Genomic DNA, 21122 nt, shown 5'->3' on the forward strand with positions numbered 1-21122 from the left:
TTTTACTGCAGATCAAAGCTGGCCTGATCTATGCCTATCAGAGCGCGGGTCCGCTTGCGGACGTTTAGCCACTCTCTTTCAACGAGGTCGTTTCATGCTGTCAGCCGAACATCGCACCATCGTCAAGGCCACCATTCCGCTGCTCGAAAGCGGCGGCGAAGGGCTTATCAGCCACTTCTACAAAACGATGCTCGACGAGCATCCGGAAGTGCGTCCGCTTTTCAATCAGACACACCAAGCCAACGGCGACCAGGCTCGCGCGCTGGCGAACGGCGTGTTGATGTACGCGCGCCATATCGATCAGCTCGAACAGCTGGGCGGTCTCGTTTCGCAAATCGTCAACAAGCACGTGTCGCTGAATATCCTGCCGCAACATTATCCGATCGTCGGCGCCTGTCTGCTGCGAGCGATCCGCGAGGTGCTTGGGCCGGAGATCGCGACCGATGCGGTGATTGAAGCGTGGGGCGCCGCTTACGGCCAGCTCGCCGAGCTTTTGATCGGCCTCGAGGAAAGCGTGTATGCGACCAAGGAAAACGCGAAGGGCGGCTGGCGCGGCACGCGCAAGTTCACGGTCACGCGCAAGGTGCGCGAAAGCGATGAGATTACGTCGTTCTATCTGCGTCCCGCGGACGACGGCGATCTGCTCGACTTCGAGCCGGGCCAGTTCATTGCGCTGCGCGTCACGATTGACGGCGTGGAGGTGCGCCGCAACTATTCGCTCTCCGCAGCCGCGAATGGACTCGAGTATCGGATCAGCGTGAAACGCGAACCTGACGGCAAGGTGTCGAATTACCTGCACGACCACGTGATCGAAGAAGACACGCTCGATGTGTTCGCGCCGTCCGGTGACTTCACGCTGCAGGACAGCACCAGGCCGCTCGTGCTGATCAGCGGCGGTGTCGGCATTACGCCGACGCTTGCGATGCTGCGCGTGGCGCTGAAGACGTCCCGGCCGGTGCACTTCATTCACGCGGCGCGCCACGGCGGCGTGCATGCGTTCCGCCATTTCATCGACGATCTCGCCGCGCGACATCCGCAACTGAAACGCTTCTATGTGTACGAAAAGCCGCGTGCGGAAGACCTCTCGCACGACGCGACCGGCTATCTCGACGAAGCGCGGCTGCGCGAATGGATGCCGGCGACGCAAGACGTCGACGTGTATTTTCTTGGGCCGAAGTCGTTCATGAAGGCGGTCAAGAAGCATCTGAACACGCTCGGCGTGCCGGCGGCGCAAGCGCGCTATGAGTTCTTCGGGCCGGCTTCCGCGCTTGATTGAACGTTCGGTCTGTGCGCCGCTGGCGGTGGGTGATCTGATCGCAACCGCCAGCGGCTCGCTCCCTGTCGAAGTTTGACCCGTGACCGCTGTTCCAGCCGCTGTGCGGCGCGCGGGAGCGGGTTTTGTACGTGTCAGATCGCCTTGCGCGCGAACCGCGAGCCCAGCAGATCCGCGAACACGCAGACGAAGAAAGCCGCCGCGGCGATGACGAACAGCGTGCGATGGTTCCCGCCGCTGCCGTTGAAAATCGACGAACAGATGTAGCCCGCGGCCGCCTGAAACGCCGCAAATACGATTGTCAGACGGCTCCATACGATATTCTGCCGCGCATGATTGCCGGGTATCACTTCATGCACGCGAGCCAGCATCATCGGCACGATGCCGGGCGGAAAGCTGCCGATCAGCACGGCCAGCGCGCCAATCGCGATACGGTTGCCCGACATTGCCAGCAGGGCCGCGAAAACGGCCTGCGCGAGCATCACCACGCGCATTCCGCGCACGCCGCCGAGGCGGTCGGCAAGCCAGCCGTACAACGGCGGACCGGCGATCGCGCCGACCCCGTACAAGGTCCAGACCAGCGCACCGACGTGCGTGCCCGCGCCCAGCTCGCGCGCGACGAAGTCGACGAGAAACACCATGGTCGGCACGATGCCGAACGCCATCACCGCATATTGCATGTACAGCATGCGCACGCCGGCGCTTGCAGGCTGATGCGGCACGTCAGCCTGCGCGTGCGTTTGCACCACCGCGGCATGCGCGCGCGCCGAAGGCCAGGCGAACCAGGTCGCCGCGGTCAGCAGCGCCGACAGCACGCCGAGGCCGATCCACGTCTGACTCAAGCCGAGCTTCATCAGCGGCGGAATCAGTGTGCCGGAAGCGGCAATGCCGAGTCCGAGCCCCAGAAATAGCGCGCCGCTCACGAGGCCCTTGCGCTCGCCCGGCACGTGCGGCATGACCGTCGCGGCCACCAGCACCATTACCGCGCCGCCGGCCACGCCGGAAAGCAGTCGCCAGACGAAAAACCACGCGACCGAAACGGGGAATCCGCAGGCAAAAAATGCGGCCGTGACGAGCAGCATCATCGCGCGCAGCGTATGGGCGTTGGTCAGACGGCGCGCGAGCGGGCGTCCCGCGATCGCGCCGATCAGATAGCCCATCAGGTTTGCCGCGCCCAGGTAGACGACATCGGACGTGGCGAACCAGTGCGCCTGAATCAGCGATGGCAGCAGCGGCGTGTACGCGAAGCGCGCAAGCCCGATGCTGACGAGACTGGCGCATAAGCCCGCGAAAATGTAGCGCCACGCGGAGTTGCGGCGGTCGGCAATCGGCATGGTCGTCGATATATCGGTAGACATTGATGGTTTCCGGGTGGATCCGCATGGATCTGCGGAAAGGGACGGACTACGCCGACGTGTTCGAACAGCGCATCAGACGCGCATCTTAGTCATCTTGGTCAAAGATGATTAGGGGCTTTTTCAGAAAATATCTGTTCCTGGCGGCTCTTGAAAAACGCTCAAAAGAGGTCTAGTCTTCGAACTACGATTTCGTAAGTCGCAGTTCGAAACGTTTTTCTAGCCGTTTTGCATGGTGCTTCGCGGCCGTTTTCCGTCTTTCTGCCTGATCGCGCCATCCACCCCCTTAAGGAGATTCCGATGAAATCCACGAAGGCTGTTTTTGCCGCCGCTGTTGCGTCGTTCGCCGTTCTCGCATGGTCACCCGCTGCTCACGCACATGGCGGTGACGGCGCGCAAGAGTCGATTCAGCCGGCATTCAGGACGCCCGTCGCCAACGTGCCCGGCAAAACGATGACGGCTTTAGTGGTCACCTACGCGCCCGGCGGCAAATCCATGTCCCATCGGCACGGCGAAGCATTCGTGGTGGCCTACGTCCTGCAGGGCGAAATTCGCAGCGGCGTCAACGGCGGCGAGCCACACGTCTACCACGCCGGGGAATCGTGGACCGAAGCGCCGGGCGACCATCACACGGTCAGCGAGAACGCGAGCAAGACGAAACCCGCGAAGCTGCTGGCAATTTTCGTTGCCGACGACAACGACAAAGACCTCGTGATCCCGGACAAGAAGTAAGCCGCCGGACGGCTCGCGAAGCCGGCTGTACCAACGTACAGCCGGCTCCGTCACGCGCGTGCGTGCGGCCCGACATTGCGCACGGCAACAGAACACTGTGTCTCGCCGGGAACAACCAACCCGTGCTTGCGCAACGCCACCTGATCCTCTACTCTGCAACTACGATTTCGTAAGTCGTAGTTAAAAGAAATAGGTCCGCGGTTTGCCGCGAATTGCGGTGAACGGCACGTTCAGGTTTGCATATCGGAGAGCCATCATGAAGCTGTTCCACGTCGATGCGAGCGCAAAGCGCGAAACATCCAATTCGCGCGCACTGGCGCGTTTCTTTATCGGGAACCTGCGGGCGCAAGGCGTCGAGGTGGAAGTGGATTACCTGGACGTCACGGTCGATACGCCCCGGCATGTCGATCTGGAGTTCGCGGTGGCAACGTACCGCGCGGAAAGCGAGCGCACGCCGGCCATGAAAGCGAGACTCGCGGCGTCGGATGCGCTGTGCAAGCGTCTTTTCGAAGCGGATGCGTTCCTGTTTGCGATGCCGATGTACAACTGGTCGATGCCGTCCGTCTTCAAGGCCTTTATCGACAACATCACGCGCACCGACCTGACGTACCGGAAAAATGCGCATGGCCAATACGTCGGCCAATTCTCGCGCCAGAAAACTTTATTCGTGACGACGCGCGGCGCTGACCTGCGCCCCGGCAATCCGTTCTCGTCGATGGATGCGCTCACGCCCGCGCTCAAGGCGTCGTTCAGCTTTATCGGTGTAGTCGAGCCGCGTTTTGTCGATGCGCAGCCGTTGCAATTCGCCGATCAGGAAGCGCGTGCGGCCGCGCTGGTGCGCGCGCAGGAAGAACTCGTCGAGGTGGCCGCCGAATGGGCAGCCTGGGAACAGGCGCGGCTTGCTGCGGACGTGCTCGAAGCCGCGTAACAAGACAGAAGTCGCACGCGTCAGTTTGAACCGGCCCCGCTGCGGTCGCGCCGCCTGCCCGCGGCGCGGCCTTCGATCCACTTGACCACCTGCGGACCGAACCCGCGCGGCGCTTTCGCCGATACCCGCACCGCCATCTCGGCGAGCGACTGCGACGCGAGCGACTCGCGCATCCGCTTTTCGGCCTGCTGCATCACCGAGTGGATCGTACACACACCGCTCGTTGCCCAGCCAGGCGGCTCTTCGTCGAACACCGCGCAGCGCTCGCGCACCTCCTGGCATTCGAACAGCCGTTTGTCGCCGTCGATGGCGAGCACGACGTCGAGCACCGAAATCTGCTCGGCGGACCGCGCCAGTGCAAAACCACCTTTCGCACCTTCTGTCGCAATGACGAGGCCGGCCTTGTGCAGTTTGGTAAACAGTTTCGCCAGATAATCGACCGGTACACCCTGCAATTCGGCGAGGTCTCTGACGCTCGCTTCGCGTACGCCTCCCTGCTCCGTCAGATGAAGCAGGCAATGCAACCCGTACTCGACTCCTGTGCTGATGTGCGCCATGCGCCACTCCGACTTCAGATATCGGAGTCAGGCTACCGCGTTTTGGCCAGCCGCGCAACCCACCAGCCTTTTACGAACCGGAACCGCCCGGCCAGCCTAAACACGTCTAGCCGCGCGCATCAACGCGACATACGCTACGGCGCCGGTAATCGCGCCGATCAGCCAGCCGAAGTTGTTCTCGGGCAATACATGCAGCATTTGCGTGCACAACTCCCAGCCGATCGAAATGCAGCCCGAGACGACGAGCGCGATGACGCCCATCCTGTTCCAGCCGCCGTCATAGTAAAAGCGCCCCTTCGGCGACATCGAATAGAGCTCGGCGGTCTGCACCTGCTGCTTCTTGACGAGATAGAAATCGGCCATCATGACGCCGTAGAGCGGCGCGAGCACCGCGCCGAACACGCTGACGAAAATCGTGATCGCCTTCGCGCTGTCGACAAAAATCCACGGGCAGACCAGCACCGCGAGAATGGACGCGATCAGTCCGCCGCGCTTGAAGTTCACATGCTTCGGAAAGAGGTTCGCGATGTCATACGCGGGCGACACGAAATTGGCGACGATATTGATGCCCATTGTCGCGACGATAAACGTCACGCTGCCGATCACCACCGCCACCTTGTTCTGGATGTGCGCGACAATCGCGACCGGGTCCATGATCATCTGGCCGAACACGGTCGCGCTGCCCGACGTGACAATCACCGTGATGATCGCGAATACGATGAAATTCACCGGCAAGCCCAGAAAGTTACCCACTTTCATCTGCTGCTCGCTTTTTGCAAAGCGCGAGAAGTCGCCGAAATTCAGCAGCAGCGCGGCAAAATAGCTGACCACCAGCAGAATCGCGTTGCCCATCGAAGCAAGCTGTTCGCCGCCGGTCAATGCCTTGCCGCCCAGCGTCAGGCTCAGGCTGCCGAGCCCCGCCTGCGACAGAATCCACGCCATCAGCACAAACATCACCACATAGACCGCGGGACCGCAAAAGTCGATGAACTTGCGGATCGTATCCATGCCGCGCTGAAAAATGATCAGCTGGAAGATCCACATGAAGAGAAAGCTGACCCAGCCCAAGCCGTCGAGCCGCATGAAGCTCACTTGCGTGAGCGACGCGGACGCGGGAATGAACAGCACCAGCAGCGTGGCAACGGCTTTCGACGCGAAATAGGTTTGCACGCCATACCAGACGATGCCGACCACGCCGCGAATCACCGCGGCGAGGTTGGCGCCCATTACGCCCATGCTGACGCGCGCCATCACCGGAAACGGAATGCCGTGCACGTAACTCGGCTTGCCGACCCAGTTCATCAACACATAGACGATCAGAATGCCGATCGCGAGCGCGATCAGCACCTGCCAGCCAGAGATGCCGAGCAGAAACAGACTGGCGGCGAAGGTATAGCCGCCGACGCTGTGCACATCGGACATCCACATCGCGAAGATGCTGTAGCCGGTCCATGTTCGCTTATCGTGCGGCACCGGCGCGAGGTCGCGGTTGTGCAGCCGCGCATCGGCTTGTTCAGTGGTCCCATCGATTCCGTGCGGCGCGTCGCCGTCGTAGAGTGGTGACGTGGACATGGCTTCCCCCTTTTAGGGTTGACGACCGGTTAGCTGCGAGAGAGATGCACGGCGTTGCCTCGTGCCATCGCGCGGTCCGCGGATGCGGCGCAAGCGTGGGATCGCGTCGGGGGAATCGTATTTATGCTTGCAATATAGATTGTTTTAATAACGCAAGCGCTTGTCCAGTCGACAAAAAAGTCTTTGCACGCGCGCCGGCGCAAGCGTTCAGCTGACCGCCTGCGTCACCCGCGTCACGTCTGACGATCGTCGCCGGCCGCTTCCGGTTCGTGCGACACGCGCGCGCCCGCCTCGCGCACCTTCTCGAGCGTCTTCGGTTCGAGACGCAATGCAATGCCGATGGCGAGCGCGTCGACCACACACAGATGCACGAGACGCGACACGCCCGGCGTGTGCGGCTCGACCGCGTTCGGTGCACGCAACAGCAGCGGTATATCGACGAGCCACGCGAGCCGCGAACCGACATTGGTCAGCGCGATCGTCGTTGCGCCGCGCTCTTTCGCGATCTGCATGCTTTCGTTCACTTCGACGCTGCGTCCGGAATGCGAGATCGCGAACGCGACATCGCCGGGTTCCATCAGGCCCGCGTACAGGCGTTGCAGATGCGCATCGGTGAACGCGCTCGCGGCGACGTCGAGGCGCAGCAAACGCAATGCCGCGTCCTGCGCGACCAGCCCCGAACCCGCGCCGACCCCAAAGAAGTAAACGCGCCGCGCGCTCGTCAGCGCCGCGAGCGCCGCTTCGACCGCAACCGGGTCGAGCGCGCTGCGCGCATGGCTGATCGCTTCGATTGCCACGTCGCCGACCTTGTCGAACAAGGTCAGGATGTCATCGTTGCGTCCGACCGCCTCGGACGCGTACGGCATGCCGCCCGCCACACTTTGCGCAAGCCGCATCTTGAAGTCGCGCAGCCCATGTGCGCCGACCGCGCGGCAAAAGCGCGTGACCGACGGCTCGGACACGTCCGCACGCTGCGCGATCTCGGTGATGCTCGCCCGCATCGCGAAGTCGACATCCGCCAGCACCATGTCGGCAACCTTGCGTTCAGCGGGGCGCAGCGACGGCAGCGCGTCGCGGATGTGTGGAATCAGGTTTGCTGCGGACACCCGGGTATTCCTCTAGGGTTCAAGGTCAGCAATCCGCGCCGCGGGCCGGCGCGACAGCAACGGACAAAGCCTCGCGCGCGGCGTCGCCGCGCAACGGGGTGCACGCGGTTATGCGAGCCTGCGTCCGCTCCCGGTGTCGAACAGATGCCGATGTTCGGCCGGCAGCCGCAACGACACGCGCTGGCCAGGCTCGACCGATGCGCGCTCGCGCGACGTCACGCACCACGGGTTGCCGCCGATCTTGCCGTACAGGTGCGTTTCCGCGCCGGTCGGCTCGACCACGTCGATCGTCATCGGCATGCCGTCCTGCGCCGCGCCGGTTTCTATATGCTCGGGCCGCACGCCGAGCGTGACCTTCGCGCCCGGCTGCAGCGTCTGACTGGCCGGCGTGCCGGTCAACGCAATACGCAGGCCGTCGGCCAGCAGCAGCGCCAGACCGCCATCGCCGGCCACCACCTCGCCTTCGGCGAAATTCATCGACGGCGAGCCGAGAAAGCTCGCGACGAACAGATTGTCCGGCCGGTCGTACAGTTCGAGCGGGCGGCCGATCTGTTCGATGCGCCCGGCGTTCATCACGACGATCCGGTCGGCCATCGTCATCGCTTCGATCTGGTCGTGCGTCACGTAGATCACGGTGTTCTTCAAGCGCTGGTGCAGCGCCTTGATCTCGGTGCGCATCTGCACGCGCAGTTTCGCGTCGAGGTTCGACAGCGGCTCGTCGAACAGAAAGAGCGACGGCTCGCGCACCACCGCGCGGCCCATCGCGACACGCTGCCGCTGGCCGCCCGACAGCGCGCGCGGCAGGCGGTCCAGATAGCCGCTGAGATTCAGCATTTTCGCGGCCGCTTCGATACGCGGCTTGAAGTTCGACGCGGACTCCTTACGGATGCGCGGTCCGAACGCGATGTTGTCGTACACCGACAGATGCGGATACAGCGCGTAGCTTTGAAACACCATCGACACGTTGCGCTGCTGCGGCGCGAGCGCATTCGCGCGCGTGCCGCCGATCGTCAGCTCGCCGCCGCTGATTTCCTCGAGACCGGCGACCATCCGCATCAGCGTGCTCTTGCCGCAGCCCGACGGGCCGACCAGCACGACGAATTCGCCATCGTCGATATGCAGGTCGATGCCGTGCACGACCTGCGTGTCGCCGTAACGCTTGAAAATGCCGCTCAGTTGCACTGCTGCCATGCTGTCCTCATCGTTGTGCGCTGCCATTGCCTTTGCTTTGCCTGCGCGTTGCCGAGCGCCCGCTCATGGCCGGCCCAGCCGCGCTCATAGCGATTCGAGCGTCAGCTCCTCGGCCATCAGCCGGTTGCCCGCCATCAGGCCGCCATCCACCGGCAATGCGACGCCGGTAATCACACGCGCGAGCGGCGACGCGAGAAACAGCACCGCGTTCGCGATGTCGTCGGGCGTCGCGAAGTCGCGCAACGGGTACCACTTCTTCAGGTTCTCGAACACCTGCGGGTTCTTCTCGACGCGCGCACGCCACGCCGGCGTCTGCACGGTGCCGGGGCAGACGATGTTGGCGCGGATGCCGTAGCGGCCGAGTTCCACCGCCAGCGCCTTCGTATAGCTGATCAGGCCGGCCTTCGCGGCGCTGTACGCCGGGTGGCCGAGCATCGCCATGCCGTTCACGGAGCCGATCAGCACCAGCGCGCCGCGTTGCCGTTCGATCATCGACTCGCGCACCGCTTCGATCGTGTGATACGTGGCGTTCAGGTTCGAATGGACGTCGCGCTGCCAGGTCGCCGCGTCGGTCGTCGCGAGCGTCGGGCCCGTGGCTGAACCCGCGTTCGCAACGGCTACGTCGACCGGCCCGGTCTGCGCGCTCGCGCCCGCCACCGCGGCGCGCACCGCGTCCGCATCGCCGAGATCGACCGCGAGCGGCGTGACCTGCGTCGTGCCGAGACTATCGACGAACGTCTGCAGTTCCTCCGCCTTGCGATCGAGCGCCAGTACATGATCGCCCGCTTCGACGAAGCGTTTCGTGAGCACGCTGCCGATACCGCCGCACGCACCCGTCACCAACACCACACGTTTCATGTCCGTCCTCGTGGGTTCCGTTTATGCCCGCCGCATCGTGTTCGATGCCATGTAAATTTCCAACATGTGAGATACCGACAGCGCCGCGAGCCATGCCATTCCGCTAGAGCCAAGCGTGCTGGGCATTCGCCCGCAACGCAACAAAAAGCCCATCTTTACAGGATGTTATGCAAACAATACGTCGTCAAAATATTATCGGCATCCCTACGTGACAAGCTTTTTTTCGTCATGTAGGATTTTTTCAAACAATTCAACCCAAAGCGGCCGGCGACGGCAGCGGACCACCCAGGAGAGAGAAATGTCGTTGCATGCACGTGCTTCCCTCACGCTCGGCAAGCTCGCCGTAGCGCTCACGTTTGCAGGTATGGCCATAGCGGCGCACGCCGATACGGTTCGCGTCACGGTCGCGCACTACAGCGATCAGACGGCGCCGTACTTCGAGAAGATGGCGCGCCAGTTCGAAAAGGCGAATCCCGGCACGACGATCAAGATCGAAGACGTGAACTGGGACACGCTGCAGCAGAAGCTGCAAACGGACATCTCCGGCAACGCGAACGCCGATCTCGCGATCGTCGGCACGCGCTGGCTGCTCGATTTCGTGAAGGACGGCGTTGCGGAGCCGCTCGACGGCTATATGGACGCGAGCTTCAAGAACCGCTTTATCGCGCCGTTCCTCGCCCCGGGCCAGATCGACGGCAAGACCTACGGTCTGCCGATTGCCGCGTCCGCACGCGCGCTTTACTACAACAAGGATCTGCTCGCGAGCGTCGGCTACCCGAACGGCCCGAAGACCTGGAATGACGTGATCGACGCGTCGAAGAAGCTGAAGGCGAAGGGCATTGCCGGTTTCGGCCTGCAGGGCAAGGAAATCGAAACGGACGTCTACTACTACTACGCGCTGTGGACCAACGGCGGCGAAGTCGTCAACAAGCAAGGCAAGGCCGCGTTCGATTCGCCTGCCGGCATCAAGGCCGCGACGCTCTACAAGACGATGATCGACGAAGGCCTCACGCAGCCGGGCGTGACCGGCTATAGCCGCGAAGATGTGCAGAACCTCTTCAAGCAGGGCCGCGTCGCGATGGTGATCTCCGCGCCGTTCCTCGCGAAGCAGATCAAGAAGGAAGCGCCGAACCTGAAGTACGGCATCGATCCGCTGCCGACCGGCACGAACGCGGCCACCTACGCGGTCACCGATTCGATCGTGATGTTCAAGAACTCGAAGGTGAAGAAGAGCGCGTGGAAGTTCCTCGACTATCTGTTCACGAAGGAGCCGCGCGTCGAGTTCACGAGCACCGAGGGCTTCCTGCCGACCACGAAGGCTGAAGCCTCGGACCCGGCCTTCAACGATCCGGACACGAAGGCGTTTATCGCGTTGCTGCCGACCGCTCGCTTCGCGCCGACCATCACCGGCTGGGAAGATACCGCGAAGGCTGTGTCGAACGCGATGCAGTCGGTGTATCTCGGCAAGGCGAAGCCGGCTGACGCGCTGAAGCAGGCATCGAGCGAAGCCGACCAGTCGCTCGGTCACTGAGCGCCTGACGTTTGACCCATCATGACGCCGCATCGCCACGCGCGCGCGGCGTCGACTCCGACTGGCCTGTGCCGCCGCTTGCCGGCGGCACAGGCCATAAGGTACCCGGCCCGAGTGCCGGTGCTTTCCTGATCGAGCACGCATGAGCCGTCCCGCCTCCGCTTCCGCACCCGCTGCGCTTCCCGCTTCCGGGTCCGTGTCGCCACGCATGACCACACCGTGGCTGTTGATCGCGCCTAGCCTGATCCTGGCGCTGTTCATCATCAGCTACCCGATTTTCAATATCGTGTATCAGTCGATACACGAGGTGTCGCGCTTCGGCGCGATTCGCGATTTCAACGGACTGCAGAATTTCTACACCGTGTTTTCCGACCCGGTGTTTCTCGACGCGACGCGCCGTACGATTGTGTGGACCGCGTTTGTGGTCGGCGGCACGGTGCTGATTTCGGTGCCGGTCGCGCTTGTGCTGAACCAGGATTTTCACGGCCGCGGCGTCGCCCGCACGATCGTGATGCTGCCGTGGTCGGTATCGCTGACGATGACCGCGGTGGTCTGGCGCTGGGCGTTCAACGACGACTACGGGATGGTGAACGTCACCCTGCAGCGCCTCGGTTTGATCGGCGGGCCGATTCACTGGCTCGCAACGCCCGAGCTCGCGTTTCCGGTGGAAATCGCGGTCGGTATTCTCGTGTCGATTCCATTTACCGTGACGATTCTGCTCGGCGGCCTGTCTTCGGTGCCGGGCGATATCTATGAAGCCGCGCGCATCGACGGCGCGAGCGCGTGGCAGCAGTTCCGCCAGCTCACGCTGCCGCTGCTGCGGCCGTTTATCAACATGGCGATTCTGTTGAACGTGATCTACGTGTTCAACTCGTTCCCGATTATCTGGGTGATGACGCAAGGCGGCCCCGACAACGGCACGCATATTCTCGTCACCTATCTGTACGAACTGGGCTTCCGTCTGGGCCGGCCCGGTCAGGCGGCTGCGGTGTCGCTGATCATGCTGGTGATGCTGTTCGTGTTCTCGATGGTGTACCTGCGCATGCAGCCGTCGAAAGAAGGAGACGCCGCATGAACGCGAAAATGAAACGCTCGCTGTGGTGCTGGCTCGCGCTGTCGCCGCTGGTGGTGGTCGTGCTGTTTCCGTTCGCGGTGATGTTCTTCACCGCGTTGAAGCCCGCACAGGAAGTGTTCGTGTATCCCGCACGCTGGCTGCCGGTGCACTGGCACTGGCAGAATTTCGTCGATATGTGGGACGCGGCCAACTTCGGCGTCGCGCTGCGCAACAGCGCGGTGATCAGTTGCCTGTCGACGCTGCTCGCACTCGCGGTCAGCCTGCCGGCCGCGTACGCGCTCGCACGCTTCCCGTTCAGCGGCCGCGGCGTGTACCGGCAGTTCCTGCTCGTCACGCAGATGCTGTCGCCGATTCTGCTGGTGGTCGGCCTGTTCCGCCTCGCGGCAATGATTCCGTACGGCGACGGCAATCTCGTCGATTCGAAGATCGGCGTGATCGTGTCGTATGCGGCGTTCAACATTGCATTTGCGGTGTGGATGCTGTCGTCGTATTTCCAGACCGTGCCGCGTGATCTCGAGGAATCCGCGTGGCTCGAAGGGTGCAGCCGTACGCGCGCGGTGTTCAAGGTGTTTCTGCCGCTCGCGGTGCCCGCCATTGTCGTCACCGCGATCTTCACGTTCATCAATGCGTGGAACGAATTCGCGGTCGTCTATACGCTGATCCGCTCGCCGGAAAACAAGACACTGACCGTGCAGGTGACCGATATGGTCGCGGGCAAGTACACGGTCGAATGGCATCTGGTGATGGCCGCGACGTTGTGCGCGACGCTGCCGGTGTCGGTCGTGTTCGCGTGGTTGCAGCGGTATCTCGTGAAGGGGCTTGCGCTGGGTGCGGTGAAGTAACGCCGGTTTCATGCGCGCGTCGTGTGTGCGCTCGCGCGCGCACGTGGTCGGCGAAGACGAGGAAGTGGTCACCATAAAATCGCCGAAATTGGTCATTTTGCGGGACCAGTTTTTTGCCTACTCTTGTGTTGTCGCGCCACTCGATGCGCACATCTACCAAGGAGTAAAGCATGGAACCCCGTCTCGACTTCTATAAAGCCAATCCGCCTGTGATCAAGGCGATGCTCGCGCTCGAAGAGCGCATCGGCAAGAGCGACCTCGAAAAATCGCTGACCGATCTCGTGCGTCTGCGCGCATCGCAAATCAACGGCTGCGCGTTCTGCGTCGATATGCATTCCGCCGACGCGCGCAAAGGCGGCGAAACCGACCGGCGTCTCGCGGCCGTCGTCGTGTGGCGCGAAACGCCGTTCTTCACCGAGCGCGAACGCGCCGCGCTCGAATGGACCGAAGCGCTGACGCTCATTTCGCATAACCACGCGCCCGATCATGTGTGGGAAGCCGTGAAGCCGCATTTCAGCGAAGCGGAACTGGTCGACCTGACGCTGGTCATCTCGGCCATCAACGCGTGGAACCGCTTCGCGATCGGATTTCGCAAGCTCCCCACCTGAGGAAAACGCGCAAGCACAGCGTCTCCCCTCCCATACCAGACACAGCCCGGCAGCGGTCAGGCCGGGCTTTTTGTCGTCCGTCGCTTGTTCAAGCGCCTCATTCGCGGTTGAAGCGGACGCCCTCGCCGACTAGACTGACGGTCTTTATCGCATGACGAACTATCTATAACGAACGGAGACCGATCGGATGACTCACAACATCGAAGGACGCACGCGCTGGCTGGCACTCGTCGTGCTTTGTCTCGGCGTGCTGATGATCGTGCTCGACACGACCATCGTCAATGTCGCGCTGCCTTCGATCGCAGCCGATCTCGGCTTTTCGGAAACGTCGCTGGTGTGGGTCGTCAATGCGTACATGCTGACGTTCGGCGGCTTTCTGCTGTTCGGCGGCCGGCTCGGCGATCTTTACGGGCACCGAAAACTGTTTCTCGCGGGCATCACGCTGTTTACGCTCGCCTCGCTCGCATGCGGGCTCGCAAATTCGCAGGTCATGCTGGTGTGCGCACGCGCGGTGCAGGGACTGGGCGGTGCGATCGTGTCCGCCGTGTCGCTGTCGCTGATCATGAACCTGTTCACCGAACCGGGAGAACGCGCCAAGGCAATGGGCGTATACGGCTTCGTTTGCGCAGGCGGCGGCAGCATTGGCGTGCTGCTCGGCGGACTGCTGACGAATCTGCTCAGCTGGCACTGGATCTTCCTCGTCAATCTGCCGATCGGCATTGCCGTGTACGGCTTATGCGTCACACTGCTGCCCGCCGGCCGTGGACATGCGCACGGCGAACGGCTCGACATCGGAGGCGCGGTGACGGTCACCGCATCGCTGATGCTCGCGGTCTATGCGATCGTCAACGGCAATGAAGCCGGCTGGATCTCCGCGCAAACGCTCGGCCTGATCGGCGCGGCGGTCGTGCTGATGGCCGTGTTCCTTGCGATCGAGTCGCGTGTGCGTCATCCGCTGATGCCGCTCGCGCTGTTCAGACTGCGCAATGTGTCGGTTGCGAATGTGATCGGCGTGCTATGGGCCGCCGCGATGTTCGCGTGGTTCTTCATCTCGGCGCTGTATATGCAGCGCGTGCTCGGCTACGCGCCGTTCCAGGTCGGGCTGGCGTTTTTGCCGGCGAATCTGATCATGGCGGTTTTTTCGCTCGGCTTGTCGGCGCGCATCGTGATGCGTTTCGGCATCCGCCGGCCGATCGCCGCGGGCCTGCTGCTCGCCGCGATCGGGCTGCTGCTGTTCGCGCGCGCGCCGGTGGCCGGCCAGTTCCTTATCGACGTGTTGCCCGGCATGCTGCTGCTCGGCATCGGCGCGGGCGTCGCGTTCAACCCGGTGCTGCTCGCCGCCATGAACGACGTCGAGCCGAGCGATTCGGGGCTCGCGTCCGGCATCGTCAACACGTCGTTCATGATGGGCGGCGCGCTCGGTCTGGCCGTGCTCGCGAGCCTCGCGGCCGCGCAATCCGGCGAATCCGGCGCCACGCACGACTTGCGCGCCGCGCTCACCGACGGTTACCACCTCGCGTTTCTGTGCGGTGCGATTTTCGCCGCGGCGGCCGCGATGCTTGGCGGGTTGCTGCTGCGCACCGCGTCGCAACAAGCCGCGCAGCCGTCGCGTGAAAGCGGCGGCGGTCGCGCCGCGACGGATCAGCTTTGACCGCGCGCGCGGCACGCGCGGTTCCCGGCAGATGCGCAATGCCGATCAAATGACGCTTGCGCGCGGCATCTATGCTGGGTTCATGCCCGTCAAGAGTCCGTATGAACCCTGTCGCCAAAGCGCTCTGGTTTATCGAAAGTCACTTTGCAGGCGACCTCACGCTCGACGAGATCGCGCAATGCGGCTGCGTGTCGCGCTTTCATTTGTCGCGCGCATTTGAAGCGGCAACCGGCAGGCCGGTCATGCGCTACGTGCGTGCGCGCCGCCTGAGCGAGGCCGCGCGGCGGCTTGCGCGCGGCGCGCCGGAGATTCTCGCGGTCGCCATCGATGCCGGCTACGGCTCTCACGAGGCATTCACGCGCGCGTTTCGCGAGCAGTTCGGCATCACGCCGGAAGCGCTGCGCGCGCAAGGGCATGTCGACAACCTCGCACTCGTGGAGCCGATCAAAATGGACGAAACCCTGATCACCAACCTGCAGCCGCCGCGCTTCGTCGACGGCGAGCCGCTTCTCGTCGCGGGATTCAGCGAGCGCTACCACTGCGAAGGCAGTTCCAATATTCCGGCGCAATGGCAGCGCTTCGTGCCGCATATCGGCTCGGTGCCCGGGCAGATCGGCAACGTTGCATACGGGGTCTGCTATAACGCGGACGATGCCGGTAATTTCGACTACCTGTGCGGCGTCGAAGTCGCCGATTTTGCCGCTTTGCCGGTGAACATGAGCCACGTGCGCATTGCCGCGCAGCGCTACGCGGTGTTCGCACACCCTGAGCACATTTCAGCGATCCGGCGTACGTGGAACACGATCTGGAATGCGTGGCTGCCGGCCTCGGGGCACACGCCCGCGGACGCGCCGAACTTCGAGCGATACGACGAGCGGTTCAATGCGACGACCGGCATGGGCGGCGTCGAGATCTGGCTGCCGCTGAAAGGGTGATGGACCGGAAGTGATGCAGGGATGCGGCGCCTTGGGGGCGCCGCACGAAGGGTCTTTATTCAAGCCTGGAAGCGGGCGCCGCGTTGCGCAGCCCGCCGCATCGCACCCGTCAATGTGGGCCGTTGGTCGGTTTGTCGTGCGGTTCGAGCGGCTTGTGCGCATCGCCGCCGGCGCCCGGGAAAAATGCGTTCCATACGGCCCGCACGCCTTCGGCCGCCGCCACTTCGCCGCCGATGTTCTCGGTCTCGCCGGCACGCGCCGGATCCTTGCTCAAGCCGCGCCAGTGCGTAAACACAAGCAGCGGCTTTTCGGTCCACTCGCCCTCGGCAAAGCGCGCGAACGCGGTTTCACCGCTCACCAGCTGCACTTCGTACCATCCTTCGCGCGCCGGCTTGTATTCGTCTAACGGAAACCACTCGGTCGGATCAATTTCCATATCGTCCCTCTTTCGGTTCATCGGTCATGACGGGTGCCACACAACAACTGCCAATACGCATTGTACGTGGGGAATGGGCGGACTTTGCTCACGGCGCTGCGCGCCATTGCCGAAAGGCGGAACGGCCAACTCGTCCAATCCTATCGAACGAGTTGGCCATGTCATTCGTACGTCATTCGTCATTCGAGCGACCACAATTGCCTTCACATTGAACACGTTCATAGGAGAACGTCATGAATCGCTTTGAAGGCAAGACCGTACTCGTGACCGGCGGCAACAGCGGCATCGGCCTCGTTACCGCGCAAGCTTTTGCAGCCGAAGGCGCACGCGTCATCATCACCGGCCGTGATGAGGTGACGCTCGCTACGGCCGCCGCGACGCTCGGCAAGTCGGCGCTCGCGATCCGCAACGACGCCGGCTCGGTGGCCGGCGCCCGCGAACTCGGCAAGCGTCTCGCAGAGGAAGACGTGCGTCTCGATGCGGTGTTCATCAACGCAGGCATTGCCAAATTCTCCGCATTCGCGGATGTCGCCGAATCGATGTGGGATGAGTCGTTCGACATCAATGTCAAAGGCCCTTACTTCCAGATCCAGGCGTTGACGCCGCTGCTCAACAAGGGCGCCTCGATTGTGCTGAACGGCTCGATCAATGCGCACATCGGCATGCCGTCGTCATCGATCTACGCGGCGAGCAAGGCTGCGCTGATCTCGCTCGCGAAGACGCTGTCGGCCGAACTGTTGCCGCGCGGCGCACGCGTCAACGTGATCAGCCCGGGGCCGGTCACCACGCCGCTGCACACGAAGCTCGGCCTCGATCCGGATTCCGCGGAGCAACTCAAGAACCAGATTCCGCTCGGCCGCTTCGGCAAGTCGAGCGAGATCGCCGCGACCGTGCTGCATCTGGCGGCGCCGGAATCGGGCTTTATCGTCGGCACCGAGATTGTGATCGACGGCGGAATGATTCAGCTGTAAGCGCTGCATGGCTTGATGCTGGCTTGGCGCGGCGCACGGCCGCGCCAGCGTTTTTTCCTCCGGCGCGTTTTGTCGTATCGTTCGCGACAGGCATACTTGCGACACGACACACACACAACGCAACGTCACGCCGGCTTCGCCGCCGGCGCCGTCGAGGAGAAAGAACGTGCAGCAGAGGAACAACGAGTTCGGTCAGCCGATCGGCGCGCCGGTGCCGGACTGGCACGGCGCGCAAAAGCCCGATGCGACGCCGCTTACCGGCCGTTACTGCCGACTCGAACATGTAAGCGCCGAGCAACACGCGAACGAACTGTACGACGCCTATCAACAGGCTGGCGACGCGCGCGACTGGACTTACCTCAGCGTCGGCCCATTCGACTCATTCGACGCGTACCGCGCCCACCTGACGCGCATCGCCGCATCGGCCGATCCGTTTCACTACACCGTCATCGATCTGGCGACCGGCAAGGCGGTCGGCACGCTCGCGCTGATGCGCATCGACGCGGTACACGGTGTGATCGAGGTCGGTTTCGTCACGTATTCGCGGCTCCTGCAGAAAACGCGCGCGGGAACCGAGGCGATTTTTCTGCTGATGCGTCACGCGTTCGACACCCTCGGCTATCGCCGTTTCGAATGGAAGTGTGATGCGCTCAATGCGCCGTCGCGCGCCGCGGCACTGCGCTACGGCTTCACATTCGAGGGGATTTTCCGGCAGGCGATCGTCTATCGCGGGCGCAACCGCGACACCGCGTGGTTTTCGATTATCGACGGCGAATGGCCAGCCATTCGCACAGCATTCGACGCGTGGCTCGAGCCGGCCAACTTCGATGCGCACGGCGTTCAGGTGCGCAAGCTGGCTGATCTGGTCGACGAGCAACGTGCGCGCACGCCACGCACGGATGCCGCTTAAGCAGCGAGCCGGCTAGCGAAGCAGTAGGACGACGCATAACGGTAGCGCGCTTCAATGCGCGCCGCCGTCATGCGTGTGCATTCGCTTGCGGCAGCGCTTCGCGCGCCGCCGCATGTAGCGTAGCGAGGCGCCGGCCGATCAGCCCTTGATGAACGCGAGCAGATCGGCGTTCACCTTGTCCGCGTGCGTCACGCACATTCCGTGCGGCGCGCCTTCATACACCTTCAGCGTTGCGTTCTTCACGATCTTCGCCGACATCCGCCCGGCTGCATCGATCGGCACGATCTGATCGTCGTCGCCGTGCAGCACCAGCGTCGGCACGTCGATCTTCTGCAGGTCCGCCGTGTAGTCGACTTCGGAGAACTGCTTGATGCACGCGTAGTGACCTACGATGCCGCCGGCCATACCCTGCCGCCAGAATTCGTCAATGGTGCCCTGCGATACCTTCGCACCCTGACGGTTGTAGCCAAAGAACGGCATGGCGAGGTCCTTGTAGAACTGCGACCGGTTGTCCGCGACGCCTTTGCGAATGCCGTCGAACACGTCGATCGGCAGGCCGCCCGGGTTCGCCGCGGTCTTCAGCATCAGCGGCGGCACCGCGCCGATCAGCACCGCTTTGGCGACCCGCCCGGTGCCATGCCGGCCGATGTAGTGCGCCACTTCACCGCCGCCCGTCGAGTGGCCGACGAGCACGGCCTCCTTCAGATCGAGATGGTCGATCACGGCGGCAAGGTCGTCCGCATACGTGTCCATATCGTTGCCGTTCGACGTCTGTGACGAACGGCCGTGACCGCGGCGGTCGTGTGCAATGACGCGGAAGCCGTGTTGCACGAAGAACAACAATTGCGGATCCCACGCGTCGGCGTCGAGCGGCCAGCCATGCGAGAAGACAATCGGTTTGCCGCTGCCCCAGTCCTTGTAGAAGATTTGCGCGCCATCTTGGGTCGTGACCGTATTCATCGTATCAAGCTCCGTGCTGGTGGAAAGAACTGCGGATGATTGCCGCGACGCGAGCCAATGCGGCCGGCGCCGTAGCGATGCAACGCTTCGGATTGCGGAGGTTCATCGGACGATCACCTGCCGCCCGACGATAGGGATGCGAGTGCTAGATGCCGGCTCACCTATCCGGCATCGGCACACGGCGTTGACGCTGCTGATGTGCGTGCCGCACGTCGCTCCGTGGAATGACGAGCAGATTATGCGTCGAAAAATTCGGCGGCGCATCAGACGATGGTTTATATTGCGCGCGCAACAATGCTATGGCCATGCGGTAAAGTGCATGGGCAAGTTATATTTTCGCGAAGCGCGCCGGCGCTTGAGTTCGTGTCTGTCGCCATGCTGTCACGAGTGTGGTTAGCGCGGAAAATGGCCGGCGACCGAATCCCGGCAAGCGGCGTGCGACCTATCGCCCCGCGTAGGCATCCTCGAGCGCGGCGATGTCGAGCTTCACCATACCCATCATCGCCTCCATCACGCGCTTCGCTTTCACGGGGTCCTTATCCTGCAGCATCTTGCCCAGCACCGTCGGCACCACCTGCCATGACACGCCGAAACGGTCGGTCAGCCAGCCGCATTGCTGAGGCGCGCCGCCTTCCAGCAGCCTGTTCCAAAGTGCATCGACTTCCGCTTGCGTTTCGCATTTGACAAAGAATGAGATGGCCGGCGAAAACGTGAACTGCGGGCCGCCGTTCAGCGCGATAAATTCGCGCCCTTCAATATCGAACGTCACGCTCAGCACCTGGCCCGCCTTGCTCGGGACCGCGTCGTTGTAGTACATCACGTCGCCGATGCGCCCGTTTCTGAACACGGACACATAAAAGTTCGCGGCGTCTTCCGCGTGACCGTCGAACCACAGACATGTGGCAATCCTGTCCATCGATTCTCCATTTTGCTCGCGTGAGCGTTGGGTGCGGACGGCATGCTCGCGCGACGCGTGTTGTCATGCGCACGGCGCCGCATGACACGGCGCCGTGTATGAAGCGCCGCCCGATAAACGCGAATGGCGGCGCGGCGCGATGCGAATTACTGCCGCGACTTCATCATTTCCTGCATGGCGGCCTGCATTTCTTCGGGCGTCATGTCGACCTTGTGAGTCGCGACCGACCAGCGGTGACCGAACGGGTCTTCCAGTTGACCGTAACGGTCGCCCCAGAACATATCGGCGACCGGCATCGTGACTTTCGCGCCCGCTTTCTCCGCTTGCGCGACCGTCGCATCGGCGTTGTCGACGTATAGATGAATCGTGACGGGCGAACCCTTCAGCGCCTTCGGCCCGACTGCGCCGGCACAGTCGGGCATTTCATCGACGAGCATCAGCGTCGAATCGCCGATCTTCAGCGACGCGTGCATCAATTTTCCGCCCGGACCGGGCATACGAACCTGTTCGACCGCGTTGAATGCTTTTTTGTAAAACTCGATCGCGTCGGCCGCGCCGGCACAGACGATATGCGGGGTCAGCGAATGCATGCCTTCAGGGATGGTTCTCGTGGCTGGCTTGGACATAGTCGTGGCTCCTGTCTATCGACGAATGAATGGGTGGCGAAGCTTCACCGGACATCGTGGCTTCATCACGACGACGAGTAAGCCATCTT

The 21122-nt window shown here is 62.9% G+C and carries 21 protein-coding genes; 11 read left to right on the forward strand and 10 right to left on the reverse strand.

The genetic code is table 11. The features are described 5' to 3' along the window. Positions 1 to 94 precede the first annotated feature (94 nt). Complete coding sequence (gene hmpA, locus HV675_RS01725) at positions 95 to 1276, forward strand: NO-inducible flavohemoprotein (RefSeq protein ID WP_175109026.1); 1182 nt, start codon at positions 95 to 97, stop codon at positions 1274 to 1276. 131 nt (positions 1277 to 1407) lie between these two features. Here the strand turns inward: hmpA and HV675_RS01730 are convergent, their stop codons facing one another. After that, entirely contained in the window at positions 1408 to 2631 is a 1224-nt protein-coding gene (locus tag HV675_RS01730) for a YbfB/YjiJ family MFS transporter (protein ID WP_175109027.1), read from the reverse strand. 297 nt (positions 2632 to 2928) lie between these two features. Between HV675_RS01730 and HV675_RS01735 the strand changes: the two genes are divergently transcribed. Both HV675_RS01735 and HV675_RS01740 read left to right on the forward strand, forming a co-directional pair. Then, positions 2929 to 3360, forward strand: a complete 432-nt coding sequence (locus HV675_RS01735; RefSeq protein WP_175109207.1) for a cupin domain-containing protein — start codon at positions 2929 to 2931, stop codon at positions 3358 to 3360. Between the two features lie 256 nt (positions 3361 to 3616). After that, complete coding sequence (locus HV675_RS01740; protein ID WP_175109028.1) at positions 3617 to 4288, forward strand: FMN-dependent NADH-azoreductase; 672 nt, start codon at positions 3617 to 3619, stop codon at positions 4286 to 4288. 20 nt (positions 4289 to 4308) lie between these two features. Here HV675_RS01740 and HV675_RS01745 read toward each other — a convergent pair whose 3' ends face one another. The 5 genes from HV675_RS01745 to HV675_RS01765 all read right to left on the reverse strand — a co-directional run bounded on the left by HV675_RS01745 (position 4309) and on the right by HV675_RS01765 (position 9572). Further along, positions 4309 to 4845 (reverse strand): RrF2 family transcriptional regulator, encoded by a 537-nt coding sequence (locus HV675_RS01745; RefSeq protein ID WP_175109029.1) that lies wholly within the window; start codon positions 4843 to 4845, stop codon positions 4309 to 4311. 96 nt (positions 4846 to 4941) lie between these two features. Continuing rightward, positions 4942 to 6417: an NCS1 family nucleobase:cation symporter-1 gene (locus HV675_RS01750; RefSeq protein WP_175109030.1), complete on the reverse strand. Its 1476-nt coding sequence runs from the start codon at positions 6415 to 6417 to the stop codon at positions 4942 to 4944. 233 nt (positions 6418 to 6650) lie between these two features. Beyond that, positions 6651 to 7523, reverse strand: coding sequence for a MurR/RpiR family transcriptional regulator (locus HV675_RS01755; protein ID WP_175109031.1), 873 nt, complete (start codon positions 7521 to 7523; stop codon positions 6651 to 6653). Between the two features lie 108 nt (positions 7524 to 7631). Then, a complete protein-coding gene (locus tag HV675_RS01760) occupies positions 7632 to 8714 on the reverse strand; it encodes an ABC transporter ATP-binding protein (RefSeq protein WP_175109032.1) in 1083 nt (360 codons plus the stop codon). Positions 8715 to 8798: 84 nt separating this feature from the next. After that, entirely contained in the window at positions 8799 to 9572 is a 774-nt protein-coding gene (locus tag HV675_RS01765; protein ID WP_175109033.1) for an SDR family oxidoreductase, read from the reverse strand. A 298-nt stretch (positions 9573 to 9870) separates the two neighbouring features. Here HV675_RS01765 and HV675_RS01770 point away from each other — a divergent pair, with 298 nt between their 5' ends. The 6 genes from HV675_RS01770 to HV675_RS01795 all read left to right on the forward strand — a co-directional run bounded on the left by HV675_RS01770 (position 9871) and on the right by HV675_RS01795 (position 16214). Next, entirely contained in the window at positions 9871 to 11103 is a 1233-nt protein-coding gene (locus HV675_RS01770; protein WP_175109034.1) for an ABC transporter substrate-binding protein, read from the forward strand. 142 nt (positions 11104 to 11245) lie between these two features. Next, positions 11246 to 12178: a carbohydrate ABC transporter permease gene (locus HV675_RS01775; protein ID WP_377700699.1), complete on the forward strand. Its 933-nt coding sequence runs from the start codon at positions 11246 to 11248 to the stop codon at positions 12176 to 12178. Further along, positions 12175 to 13020 (forward strand): carbohydrate ABC transporter permease, encoded by an 846-nt coding sequence (locus HV675_RS01780; protein WP_175109035.1) that lies wholly within the window; start codon positions 12175 to 12177, stop codon positions 13018 to 13020. Before HV675_RS01775 ends, HV675_RS01780 begins: the two co-directional genes overlap by 4 nt. 170 nt (positions 13021 to 13190) lie before the next feature. Continuing rightward, on the forward strand, positions 13191 to 13628 hold the full coding sequence (locus tag HV675_RS01785) for a carboxymuconolactone decarboxylase family protein (protein WP_175109036.1): 438 nt from the start codon (positions 13191 to 13193) through the stop codon (positions 13626 to 13628). A gap of 187 nt (positions 13629 to 13815) precedes the next feature. Continuing rightward, positions 13816 to 15279: an MFS transporter gene (locus tag HV675_RS01790; protein WP_175109037.1), complete on the forward strand. Its 1464-nt coding sequence runs from the start codon at positions 13816 to 13818 to the stop codon at positions 15277 to 15279. Positions 15280 to 15380: 101 nt separating this feature from the next. Continuing rightward, complete coding sequence (locus tag HV675_RS01795; protein ID WP_175109038.1) at positions 15381 to 16214, forward strand: AraC family transcriptional regulator; 834 nt, start codon at positions 15381 to 15383, stop codon at positions 16212 to 16214. A 109-nt stretch (positions 16215 to 16323) separates the two neighbouring features. On the opposite strand, the gene HV675_RS01800 is transcribed toward HV675_RS01795, so the two are convergent. Beyond that, on the reverse strand, positions 16324 to 16650 hold the full coding sequence (locus HV675_RS01800; protein ID WP_175109039.1) for a hypothetical protein: 327 nt from the start codon (positions 16648 to 16650) through the stop codon (positions 16324 to 16326). Positions 16651 to 16883: 233 nt separating this feature from the next. Between HV675_RS01800 and HV675_RS01805 the strand changes: the two genes are divergently transcribed. Next, a complete protein-coding gene (locus HV675_RS01805) occupies positions 16884 to 17621 on the forward strand; it encodes an SDR family oxidoreductase (protein WP_175109040.1) in 738 nt (245 codons plus the stop codon). 166 nt (positions 17622 to 17787) lie between these two features. Then, positions 17788 to 18531 carry a GNAT family N-acetyltransferase gene (locus HV675_RS01810; protein WP_175109041.1) on the forward strand — a complete coding sequence of 248 codons (744 nt, stop codon included), beginning with the start codon at positions 17788 to 17790 and terminating at the stop codon, positions 18529 to 18531. A gap of 138 nt (positions 18532 to 18669) precedes the next feature. Here HV675_RS01810 and HV675_RS01815 read toward each other — a convergent pair whose 3' ends face one another. The 3 genes from HV675_RS01815 to HV675_RS01825 all read right to left on the reverse strand — a co-directional run bounded on the left by HV675_RS01815 (position 18670) and on the right by HV675_RS01825 (position 21033). Next, positions 18670 to 19491: an alpha/beta fold hydrolase gene (locus HV675_RS01815; protein WP_175109042.1), complete on the reverse strand. Its 822-nt coding sequence runs from the start codon at positions 19489 to 19491 to the stop codon at positions 18670 to 18672. 442 nt (positions 19492 to 19933) lie between these two features. Further along, on the reverse strand, positions 19934 to 20407 hold the full coding sequence (locus HV675_RS01820) for a VOC family protein (protein ID WP_175109043.1): 474 nt from the start codon (positions 20405 to 20407) through the stop codon (positions 19934 to 19936). 146 nt (positions 20408 to 20553) lie between these two features. Continuing rightward, the gene (locus tag HV675_RS01825) at positions 20554 to 21033 is read right to left on the reverse strand and encodes a VOC family protein (RefSeq protein ID WP_175109044.1); all 480 of its coding nucleotides are present in this window, start codon (positions 21031 to 21033) and stop codon (positions 20554 to 20556) included. Positions 21034 to 21122 lie beyond the last annotated feature (89 nt).

The sequence above is a fragment of the Paraburkholderia solisilvae genome (assembly GCF_902859875.1).
Classification (GTDB): domain Bacteria; phylum Pseudomonadota; class Gammaproteobacteria; order Burkholderiales; family Burkholderiaceae; genus Paraburkholderia; species Paraburkholderia solisilvae.